The sequence below is a fragment of the Candidatus Cloacimonadota bacterium genome, from assembly GCA_012516855.1.
Lineage (GTDB): Bacteria > Cloacimonadota > Cloacimonadia > Cloacimonadales > Cloacimonadaceae > Syntrophosphaera.
Genome location: JAAYWB010000015.1, coordinates 25,652 through 36,013, shown reverse-complemented (window position 1 = coordinate 36,013; position 10,362 = coordinate 25,652). Strand labels below are relative to the sequence as shown.

Annotated in this window: 9 protein-coding genes and 1 tRNA gene; 4 read left to right on the top strand and 6 right to left on the bottom strand. The window is 54.1% G+C overall.

The genetic code is table 11. From position 1 onward, the window contains the following. The 4 genes from GX466_01230 to GX466_01215 form a co-directional block, all read left to right on the top strand. Positions 1-285, top strand: a 285-nt coding sequence (locus GX466_01230; protein ID NLH92835.1) for a nitroreductase family protein, incomplete at its 5' end; no start/stop codon positions are given. 296 nt (positions 286-581) lie between these two features. Next, complete coding sequence (locus tag GX466_01225) at positions 582-1,022, top strand: transcriptional repressor (protein ID NLH92834.1); 441 nt, start codon at positions 582-584, stop codon at positions 1,020-1,022. Positions 1,023-1,025: 3 nt separating this feature from the next. Next, positions 1,026-3,125: a ferrous iron transport protein B gene (gene feoB / locus GX466_01220; GenBank protein ID NLH92833.1), complete on the top strand. Its 2,100-nt coding sequence runs from the start codon at positions 1,026-1,028 to the stop codon at positions 3,123-3,125. Then, positions 3,115-3,417: a ferrous iron transport protein A gene (locus tag GX466_01215; protein ID NLH92832.1), complete on the top strand. Its 303-nt coding sequence runs from the start codon at positions 3,115-3,117 to the stop codon at positions 3,415-3,417. Before feoB ends, GX466_01215 begins: the two co-directional genes overlap by 11 nt. A gap of 535 nt (positions 3,418-3,952) precedes the next feature. Here the strand turns inward: GX466_01215 and GX466_01210 are convergent. The 6 genes from GX466_01210 to GX466_01185 form a co-directional block, all read right to left on the bottom strand. Then, positions 3,953-5,335, bottom strand: a complete 1,383-nt coding sequence (locus tag GX466_01210) for a hypothetical protein (GenBank protein NLH92831.1) — start codon at positions 5,333-5,335, stop codon at positions 3,953-3,955. 552 nt (positions 5,336-5,887) lie between these two features. Then, positions 5,888-5,963 (bottom strand) — tRNA-Gly (locus tag GX466_01205). 291 nt (positions 5,964-6,254) lie between these two features. Beyond that, complete coding sequence (gene guaA, locus GX466_01200) at positions 6,255-7,796, bottom strand: glutamine-hydrolyzing GMP synthase (GenBank protein NLH92830.1); 1,542 nt, start codon at positions 7,794-7,796, stop codon at positions 6,255-6,257. Next, entirely contained in the window at positions 7,796-8,425 is a 630-nt protein-coding gene (locus GX466_01195) for an MBL fold metallo-hydrolase (GenBank protein ID NLH92829.1), read from the bottom strand. The genes guaA and GX466_01195 overlap by 1 nt, the downstream gene beginning before the upstream one ends. Next, a complete protein-coding gene (locus GX466_01190; GenBank protein NLH92828.1) occupies positions 8,425-9,417 on the bottom strand; it encodes a tRNA (5-methylaminomethyl-2-thiouridylate)-methyltransferase in 993 nt (330 codons plus the stop codon). Before GX466_01190 ends, GX466_01195 begins: the two co-directional genes overlap by 1 nt. 72 nt (positions 9,418-9,489) lie before the next feature. Next, complete coding sequence (locus tag GX466_01185) at positions 9,490-10,290, bottom strand: hypothetical protein (GenBank protein ID NLH92827.1); 801 nt, start codon at positions 10,288-10,290, stop codon at positions 9,490-9,492. Positions 10,291-10,362: the final 72 nt, after the last annotated feature.

Genomic DNA, 10,362 nt, shown 5'->3' with positions numbered 1-10,362 from the left:
CATCAGGACTACTATCTCGTGGATACCGCCATCTCTTTCCAGCAGATGGTCCTCACCGCCTGGAGCCACGGAATCGGAAGCTGCTGGCTAGCCGCCTTCAGCGAGAAGAAGCTCAAAAGCCACCTGCATCTGCCCAAAAGCTGGCGCGTCGTGGCCATGGCCCCCTTCGGGTATCCCTCGGAAAAGAAATCCCTGTATTCCAAAGCCCTCAGTTCCTTTGCCGGCAGCAAGGACCGGCTTTCCCTCTGCGACATCGTAAGCATGAATCCCGGCAAGGAAAAATGAGCCCGGTATTGCTCCCCGCGGTTTAGACTGCGTCCGCTGTAAACTCTAACTGACAATTTCAAATTTCTCTCACTTTGATAATTGCTGCTATCATATCTGGCAAGCAAGATATAACATACACACTGTTTTGTTGGACTTGGACATTTGAAGTTTTGGTGATTCGATTTGAAGTTTTCAGTGAGGGTTTGCACTTCGTATTTATACTTACAATAGCAACTTGGAAAGACTTGCAATAGTCCTTGACAGGAATTCAGTGCTTTAAACAATGCGACTGATTCTCATTAAAGGAATATGCCATGGACAACCAAGTCACTGTTTTTGAGAAGTTTCTGTTCCGCAAAGGTCTGAAGCTCACAACTCCCCGTCGGGAGATACTGGACGCGGTGTTCAGCCTGCATGAGCATTTTGATGCCCAGCAGTTGCACGCCCTGCTGAAAGATCAGAAACGCCGGATTTCCCTGGCCACGGTTTACCGCACTCTGCCTCTGCTGGAGGCGGCAGGCCTTATCCAGCATTCCCTGCGTTCCTCTTCCCGTGACGTGTTTGAACACATCTACGGCCACCCCCGCCATGTTCACTGGATTTGTTCCCGTTGCGGCTGGGTGCAGGAAACGCCGCTGGACGACTTGAAAAGATCACTGCTGAAAGAAGCCTCCAGCCTGAAATTCCGTCTGGACGAAGTGAACATCCAAGTGAATGGCCTCTGTTGGAAATGCTGTGGGAATGAGAATCAATAAGCTATGAGTCAAGATAACCCCATCATCGCCCTTGCGGGAAACCCCAACGTGGGCAAAACCACTCTTTTCAATGCCCTCACCGGCTCGCACCAGACCGTTGGTAACTGGCCTGGCGTGACGGTTGAGCGCAAGGAAGGTTTTTTCATACGTAATGGCCGGCGTTATGAGGTGATAGACCTACCCGGCATCTATTCACTGGCGGCTGGATCTCCGGATGAGCTGGTGGCCCGAAATTACCTAGTGCAAAAGAAACCGAACTTGGTGATCAACATTGTGGATGCCTCAAATCTGGAGCGCAACCTTTATCTCACGCTGCAGCTGATGGAACTGAAAGTGCCGTTGCTTATCGTGTTCTCAATGCTTGACATTGCGGAGCAGAACGGTGTGGAGATCGATTTTGACCACCTGAAAAGCCATCTGGACTGCCCCATCCAGTCACTGACTCTCTGTCGCCGCTTCGATCCCAGCCAGCTTTTTCAGGATATCGACACCTGCCTGGCCAAAGCTCCAGTCCCAATTAGCCCTCGTTACGACGAGGTGGTGGAAAAGCACCTTCACAACCTCGACAACTTCCTGCTGCAGCAAAGGGATGACCCTGCCTGGCCGGAGGCCTGGAGAAGACTTCCTCTGGACTGGGTAGCCCTGAAGCTGTTGGAGCGCGATCCCTATTTCCACGCGGAATTGCCCCAATCCTGGTTCGATCCGGTGGACCGCGAGATTAGAGGCTTGGAAAAACACCGCAACCAAGCTGCTGCCACGGCCTTGGCTGACGACCGCTATGGCTTTATCCGCGGTTTGGTGAAAGACGTGGTGCGCCACAAAACCAAGCCGGGCGCCACTTTTTCGGACAGACTCGACCGTGTGGCGCTGAGCAGTCTTTGGGGCCTGCCGGTTTTTTTCGCGGTGATGTATCTGGTTTTCCTGTTGGCCGTGCAAGCCAGCGAACCCTTAATCGGATGGATCGAAAACGGGCTAAACTGGCTTCTGGTGGATCAATGGGGCGCGCTACTGCGCAGCTGGAACATCCCCGGCTGGCTCAGCCACCTTCTTTCAGACGCCCTCGGAGGCGGGATCGCTACCATCGCCACGTTCATTCCACCTATTTTCTTCATTTTTTTGTGCTTGTCCCTGCTTGAAGACAGCGGCTACATGGCCCGCGCCGCTTTTATCGCTGATAGGTTTATGCGTCGGGTGGGGCTGCCCGGAAAGGCCTTCATCCCGCTTTTAGTCGGTTTTGGCTGCACAGTTCCGGCTATCATGGCCACCCGCACCCTGGAAAGCCGCCGGGACCGCGTTTTCGCCTCGCTGCTTACGCCTTTTATGAGTTGTGGCGCCAAACTGCCGGTTTACACATATCTCGGTATGCTGTTCTTTCCCGGAAGGGCTGACCTGGCTGTTTTCGGACTCTACTTTTTCGGGGTGGTTATGGGCCTGCTGTTCGCGCTGGCGCTGAAAAAAACGATGTTCAAGACACAACCCGGCAACTTCGTGATGGAGCTGCCCCCTTACCATCTGCCTACTATAAACGCCATCGGAATGCACACCTGGCACCGCCTGAAGGATTTCATCCTGCGCGCCGGCAAGACCATCCTTCTGGTAACTGTGGCTGTGAATATACTGCAGGCGCTTACCCTGCCAGTCAAAGGAGGCCAGGCCAGTGTTCTGGAGCTGGCTGGCAAGCTGCTCACTCCACTGATGAAGCCGATGGGAATTGTCGCGGAAAACTGGCAAGCCACGGTTGCCCTGATTTCCGGGCTGTTCGCCAAGGAGGCGATTGTGGGAACTCTGCAGAGCCTTTATCCCGATCCGTCCGTCATTCCAAGCGCTTTTGGCGGGTCATCTTCCGGAATCGCCTTTCTGATTTTCGTGCTGCTCTATTCGCCCTGCGCCGCTTCCCTGGCAGCCCTAAACAAGGAACATGGCTGGCGCTGGAGCCTCTTCTCCTTTTTCTATCTAACCCTGCTGGCTTGGATCGTGGCTACCGTCGCTTATCAGATTCTGGCCTTTAACCGGCTGTCCTGGCTCTGGCTGGGGCTCTGCGCCCTGCTGGTTGTGGCCTTTGGAGCCAGCCTCAAACTCATTGGAAGAAAAAATGCTATCTAAACGTGACCGCGTGCGCCTTCGCCAGTTCGGCCGTAGATTCGGAAGCCGGCCAAAAACCTGCCGCTGCCATAGCGGCGACTGCATCAGCCTGGCAGACCTTGAACCCGGCGTGGAGGCCCTGATAACATGCAACAACGACCTCAAAACCATTGAAAGGGGACTCTACCACGGTAAAAGGGTGATGGTCCAGCGCAACGAGTCCGGAGAGCCCAACCTCGTGGTCGCTGTTGGCGACGCCCGCTATGTTTTGGACCGCCGGGTGGCCAGGATGATCAGGGTTAGAGTGGTCTGAGGCTTTTATCCACAAGTTTTTTCACAGAGCTAAGCAGGAAAAAACAGAGGAAAAACGGAGGAATACCGTAAAAGGGCCTAAGCTTTTCTGGAGTCGAACGATGCGGGAACTTCGACCACAGCAGAACGACACTATCCAGCCTGCACTGGGATGACTACAGTCTTTCCCTCCCTGTCTGAACATAAGCCAATCGCATAATCCCCAATGCGTTACTCTTGAAATCCAGCTGGATGATTCTTCCTTTTCCCTATCTTTTTCGCCTCTCTCTCGCCTCCCGTTTAGTTCCCGTTTGAAAGGCGGGAACTCAGCGGGAAGTGAATGGGATGTGAAAGGGATGGGGCAAAGGTGGAAAAGGAGGAGCAGATCAGGCAAATGGGGGTTTGGGAATATTATTTGGCTCTCTTTCAAACCGAATTACCCGCTCGATCTGAAAGAGAGCCCTATATTATTGCCAGTTTCAAAGACACAACAAGACCTCAAGGCTCCCGGCGCTGGAGAATCAGCTAAAGCAGCATCCGCCATCAAATCTGTTGGATCAATAGATTGCCGTCACCCGGAAAAACTTCCTGTTACCCGTTGGCACATCGAAAAATGTATGGGTTGCGCTCAGTTCAGCCAGCGCCTCCTCTCCAAAGGAATCCACATCATCTGCAGCAAAGACCCGGTAGCCGGTGACCCCGCCCGGAGATTCCCAACTCAGCCGAAAACCGTTATCCCGGCGGCTGATGCTCACTTCCGGAGATGGATACACGCCCACGGGACGGGGCCCCACAACATGGTCAAGAAAGACCAGGGGGTTGCTTCCGCTTCCTGCATTATAAGCCTCAATGCCCAGATGATAGCTCTGCCCCGCCAGGGAACCCAGGTCCAACTCAAACCGTTGCCAGACATTGGCGGCGCTGATAGCGGGTAAAATAGCCACCTCGTTCCAGTTTGTGCCGTCAGATGAGCGTTTGACCCTAAAACCTGCGCTGCCCGGTGCAGCATTGCTCAAGGCCATGAACTCCAATGTTGATTCCGAAGTCAACTGCAGCTTGGGTGTGGCCAGCAGGTTCCCCGCCGCTCCGGCTCTAACCTGGGCACATTTGGTGCCGTGATAGGGATAGTATTGCTCTGGTGGGAAATCCCAGCTTCCCGGATTGAGCCATCCCGGGGGAAGCTCATTCTCAAAACTCTCACAAAGCTGGCCTAGCTCGGGAACACGGAAACTCCAAACAGGGGGAAGTGAAACAGTGCCATAAGCATTGGAGGGAACTATCTGCCAATAATAAGTTTCGCCCGCTTCTAGCTCCGGCTGATACCAGGGGTATGTCTGTCCGGTGATAATCAAGGGTGGCGGATCAACTGTGCCAAAATGTACTGAATAAGAGGTGGGGCAGCCGCCTCCGCTCTTCCAGATCAGCCGCGAACCTGAAAGAGCATAGCCTCCATCGCCGGGATAAACAGCCACTGCTGGTTCAGGGGACATGGGCGTTATCAATTGCAGATTGGGGCGTCGGTGGTTTGCTTCTACACTTCCAGTGGGGAAAGCTCCGATCGCTCCATTGTAGGCCAGTTTCAACTCTGTGCCTGTAGATGTGAACCTGAATAAAGGTGCGGGAATAAGCCGGTTTCCTCCAAGGTTTTTCCAGAGGATCTCTATATTTTGGCTGCCATTCCACTGAAAAGGCTCAGTGAAGGCCAGCTGCTGCCAGTCTCCATTTTGGAAAGTGACCTCCCCGGCATAGACCAGGCTGAATCCGGTGCTGTCTGGTCCTACGTTGCTGGTATAGGCTGATGAATTCGTGTGGCGGAGAAATATCCGTTGGTTGGTAAAACTGTAGTTGCTTAAGGGAGTGTGAAGCTGAAAACCGATCCCGGCGATTTGTGAAGCAGTTCCCAAACCGGCGGAATTGATCTCAGCAGCGGTGTAGATCATCCTACTCCAGCTATATTCGTTATTGCCATCGACTGGGGCTCTGTTAAGGCTTTCGGTCCCAATTCCGATAGTGTAAACCTCTGCCCAGATGCCCGTTATGGCCAAAGCCAAAAAACACAATAAGCTCAAACGCTTCATCTTTTCAATCCTCTGGATCTTTTGTTTTATTTCTCACTTGGCATGCCTGTTCTCCCAACCCTTGCAAATAACCAGAATCATTATATGGCAGATGGAGAAAATATGTTGTTCCCAATGTCGGTGTAAAAGCCAACTCTTCGTTTCTCCGATTATTTGAGAGCATCTGACATCCCTTGTTATTCACATTCTATGTTAGGCCAAGCGGCTAATCGCATTGTTTTCATTATGAGAATCAAGTCAAGTTCTTTTTGGCTTAAGCTCAATTATGGTGGGTAAAACCTAGTGTCATTGACACATCACAAGCTGGGTCGGAGGCACATCAATCCACTCTAATTGAACATGAGCCATATCCTTAATTATAACCCAGTCAATATCATAGGCAGAGATTGGCAGCAAATAATGATGATCGGGAGATGGAGCGGGCAACGGGACTCGGACCCGCGACCCACAGCTTGGGAAGCTGTTGCTCTACCAACTGAGCTATGCCCGCTCTCAGGGAACACAAATCAAAACAGGGGGTGTTTGTCAATACAATTCTGCGGGGGATTTGGCGTTTTGCGTTTTAGTGGCGTGGCAGGGTGAACAGCCCCGATATTCTGTCCACGAATTGACACAAATTAAAGAGGGTTCACGCAGATCACTCGGAAAATCGAGGAGTTACGTGGATGAAGAAGTGTCTCACGCAGATTTCACAGATTTCGCGGATGAATAATCCGTATGAAAATGCGAATGTCCAGACCTGCTGTAGTCGATGCTCGTTCCTCGCTCGACTCCAGCGGCATCATTCCCACTCGATGGTGGCCGGGGGTTTGGAGCTGATGTCATAAACCACGCGGTTGACGCCGCGGACTTCATTGATGATGCGGCTGGAGACGTGTTTCAGAAAGGCGGGGGGAAATTCGGTCCAGTCAGCGGTCATACCATCCACGGAATTGACGGCTCGGAGGGCGCAGACGTTTTCGTAGGTGCGTTCGTCGCCCATCACACCAACGCTGCGGATGGGTAGGAGCACTGCAAAGGCCTGCCAGGTGCAGTCATAGAGGTTCCAGGAGCGCAATTCGCTGATGAAGATCTCGTCGATGGCCTGGAGGCAGCTTACTCTGGCAGCGTCAACAGCTCCGATGATTCTCACAGCCAGGCCGGGACCGGGGAAAGGATGGCGGCTGATGAGGGTTTCCGGCAGACCGAGCTCCCTGCCCACGGCGCGAACCTCATCTTTGAAAAGCTCGCGGAAAGGCTCAATCAGTTTGAAGCCCATCTTATCCGGTAATCCGCCGACGTTGTGGTGGCTTTTGATGGTGGCGGAAGGCCCGCGGAAAGAGACACTTTCGATCACATCAGGGTAGAGTGTGCCCTGGGCCAGGAAAGCCACACCGGGGTATTTGGCGGCTTCACGTTCGAAAACCTCGATAAAGGTGTGGCCAATGATCCGGCGCTTCTTTTCGGGATCCTCGATCCCGGCGAGGCGCGTCAGAAAGAGTTCAGAGGCGTCCACGCTTCTGATGTTGATGTCTGGAACGGCAGAAAAGGCCTCCTGCACGCGCCGGGCTTCCTGAAAGCGCATACAGCCGTTATCCACAAAAATGGGTATGAGGTGGTCTCCGATGGCACGGTGGATAAGCAAGGCGGCCACAGAGGAATCCACCCCGCCGGAAAGGCCGAGCACCACTTTCGCGTCGCCAACCGTGGCGCGGATTTTCTCCTGGCTGGAAGAGATAAAGTTTTCGGGCGTCCAATCCGGAACGCAGCCAGCGATCCTGAGGGCGAAATTGGCCAAAAGGGTTTTCCCCTGTGGCGTGTGGACCACCTCGGGATGAAACTGGAGCGCGTAAACAGGCCGGCTGAGATGGCCGATGGCGGCATAGGGCACGGCGGCGGTTGAGGCGAGGGCCTGAAAATTCTCCGGAAGCCGGGAAATAGAATCTCCGTGGCTCATCCAGACCTCGGCGCCGGCGGGAATCCCTTCCAACAGGGGATGGGGGAGGGAAGGTTTCAGCAGGGCGCGGCCGTATTCTCGGTTTGTGTGGCGCTCGATAGTGCCGCCAAAATGGTCAGCTATCAATTGCTGCCCGTAGCAGATGCCGAGTAGAGGCAGACCGAGCGACCAGATCATTTCAGAGGGCTGGGGAGAGTTGGGATCGAGCAAACTGAAAGGGCTGCCGGAAAGAATGATGGCCTTGGGGACGAGTTCGCGAATCTTTTCCGGCGCTATATTATAGGGATGGATTTCGCAATAGACACTGAGGGAACGCAGGGCGCGGGCGATTAGCTGAGTGTACTGAGAACCGAAATCGAGGATGAGGATGGTGTCGTGGCGGCTCATCAGGGCCTCACGAAGGGATTGGACTTCTTTTCCAGGCCGATGGACGTCCTGGGCCCGTGACCGGGAAAGACCACCGTGTCGTCTGGCAGGGAGAAAAGCTTTTCGCGGATTGAGGTTATGAGCTGGGCGTGGTTTCCGCCGGGTAGATCGGTGCGGCCAATGCTTTGCTGGAAAAGAGTGTCGCCGCTGAGGAGGAATCCATTTGCCAAAAGGCAGATCCCGCCAAGAGTGTGGCCGGGAGTGTGAATCACCCGAATGCTGTGATCGCCCAGTTTCAGGATTTGGCCATCTTCAGCCAGGAGGTCTGGCGGGCTCAGGCGCAGGGGATTTCCCAGATATTCGCTGAAGTTGCGGCGGTTGTCAGTGAGCAGGGGGGCGTCGGCTGGATGGATGAGCACCGGGGCGCCGAGGGCCTCTTTGAACCAGGCGTTTCCGCCGATATGGTCGCCGTGGCCGTGGGTGTTCACCAAAAGGGTGACCTTGAGGCCCAGTTCCCTGATCCGTGCCAGCAGAGCTTCCGAAGGGGCGGCGGGGTCTATCAGCCAGGCCTCGCGGGAATCCTCGTCCCAGAGCAGCCAGGTGTTGGTGCCGAATTCTTCAAACAGGTAATGGTCTTCAATCTTGAGCATCACAAATCCTTGTCGAGAGAGATCAGAAGCGGCCTGAAGACAGATTCAGGACACTTTTCCACACAAATCTCACGCCAACGATTCCTGTCAATACCATATTTCACCCAGGCGGGAGAGGGAGCTTTTTTGCTGTAATAGAGCAGAATCGAGGCGGCCAGGGATATGAGGTCGGGGGAGGGTTCCGGATCGGTGAGCAGGCCCAGAGGTCCTTCCAGATCGCGCAGAAGGAACCAGAGCCCGGGATAATCCTCTGCTTCGAGGCTGGCGTTATCAGCCCGGTCACGTCCCACGATGAATTTGAGGCTTGGATTGAGGCGGAAGTGACGTCCCCAGCGGAGGAGGCGGATGTTGGCTTCGCTGTCCTGGCCGTGTTTTATGAGTTCGCGCAGGCGGAGGGAATAACTTCGGTCGGTGAGCAGGCAGCCGCCGCCGGGGCCGGGATAGGAGAGGCCGAGTTCCTTTGCCAAAGCGATCTGGCGGGAGCGTCCGCGTCCGCTGATATCGAGCAACTGGTCCTTATCCACCCAGCCTTCAGTGATGGGAAGGGTGTCCGGCAGCAATTTCTGGGATAGGGGACGGATAATCAGGGAAGCGTGGCCGCTGAGTTTGTTCACTGCCTGGAGGGCGTTTCGGCGCTGGGACATAGGCCTCTGGCCCAGCACTTCACCGGAGATGAGAAAATCCGCGCCAAAGCGGGGCAGCAGTTTCGCCGCCTCCGCGAACATCAGGCCGTGGCAGTCGATGCAGGGATTGTGGTTCTTGCCGAAGCCGTGGATGGGGTTCTCCAGCATCTTCAGATGGGAGGCGGAAATGTCGACAACGGTGATCTCCATGCCGTTGGCCCGCGCGCTTTCGATTGCCCTGTCTGCCGTGATGTAGGGTGCGGTGAAGCAGACGGGATGCACCTTGTGTCCCAGTTTTTGCATCCAGGCAACGGCCAGGATGCTGTCCAGACCTCCGGAGAAGAGGGCGAGGGCAGATTTTTTGCTCATGGCATCCTTTTCCATCAAAAAGGGCCTGCCGTCAAAAGCAGGCCCATAGGACTATTTGACTCTAAAGCGAGATTATTTGTCCATGTCCGCCTGGATCTGGTCCATAAAGCGGAGAGGGTTGCGTTGGGTCTGGTGGGAGGTCTTGAGCTCGTACTGGCTCCAATAATAGTAGTTGTGGGAAATGCCGGTGATGAGGACCTTGTTCTTGTTCATCATCTCGTAACCGACGGCATTGATGCCGAAAGAGAACTCTTCGATGGGCTTGATCTTGCTCCAGTGGGTTTGATCCAGGGTGAAGGTCTTTTCCGTGCCGGGAATCTGGCGGATGACAGTCATTACCGTTTCCGCGCCGTAAGCGCCGGCTTCGATTATATGGAATTTGGGATCGGCTGAGATGGTCCAGGAGGGGGAGTAGTTCGTATCCTGGTGAAATTCAGGCCAGGTGGGAACATTCACCATTTGGGGCCAGGTATCCAGGGTGATGTTGCCGGTGTAGGTCTTGCCGCCACTCACAATCTCGTAAGCCACTGGCTGGTCCATATTAAGAAGCTCGTAGTCACCACCGTAATAGATTTTGCCATGGGTGTAGGAAAGAACTGTATCGAAGACAATGTTTTTGTTTACTATCTTGAGGGTGGCGTTGGGATTCTCGCCCTTGGCTGACATCCAGATGTTAACGTTGGCACTGCCTTTGTCCATATCCACATAATTGATGTCGAACCAGACCGTGTGCTCATATTCCCAAACGCTGGCGGGGACGCCTATTTCTCCTAATTCCTCAAAATTGGGAACGGTCGGTTTGGAGCAGGACGATATCAGCAATGCCGACAGGCCCAGAACCGTTAGCAACAGTATGATTGAGAACTTTTTCATTTTCAAAACTCCTTTTACAAGGCCATTTTTGTACCACCTTAGGGTGTTCGCGACCTTTGTTAACACAAATTA

What these genes read in the sequence shown, in the direction of transcription:
- GX466_01215 (NLH92832.1), top strand. Translation starts at nt 3,115, where the DNA reads ATGCTATCTAAACGTGACCGCGTGCGCCTTCGCCAGTTCGGCCGTAGA.
- guaA (NLH92830.1), bottom strand. Translation starts at nt 7,796, where the DNA reads ATGAGCCGCCACGACACCATCCTCATCCTCGATTTCGGTTCTCAGTAC.
- GX466_01210 (NLH92831.1), bottom strand. Translation starts at nt 5,335, where the DNA reads ATGATCTACACCGCTGCTGAGATCAATTCCGCCGGTTTGGGAACTGCT.
- GX466_01185 (NLH92827.1), bottom strand. Translation starts at nt 10,290, where the DNA reads ATGAAAAAGTTCTCAATCATACTGTTGCTAACGGTTCTGGGCCTGTCG.
- GX466_01195 (NLH92829.1), bottom strand. Translation starts at nt 8,425, where the DNA reads ATGCTCAAGATTGAAGACCATTACCTGTTTGAAGAATTCGGCACCAAC.
- GX466_01225 (NLH92834.1), top strand. Translation starts at nt 582, where the DNA reads ATGGACAACCAAGTCACTGTTTTTGAGAAGTTTCTGTTCCGCAAAGGT.
- GX466_01190 (NLH92828.1), bottom strand. Translation starts at nt 9,417, where the DNA reads ATGAGCAAAAAATCTGCCCTCGCCCTCTTCTCCGGAGGTCTGGACAGC.
- feoB (NLH92833.1), top strand. Translation starts at nt 1,026, where the DNA reads ATGAGTCAAGATAACCCCATCATCGCCCTTGCGGGAAACCCCAACGTG.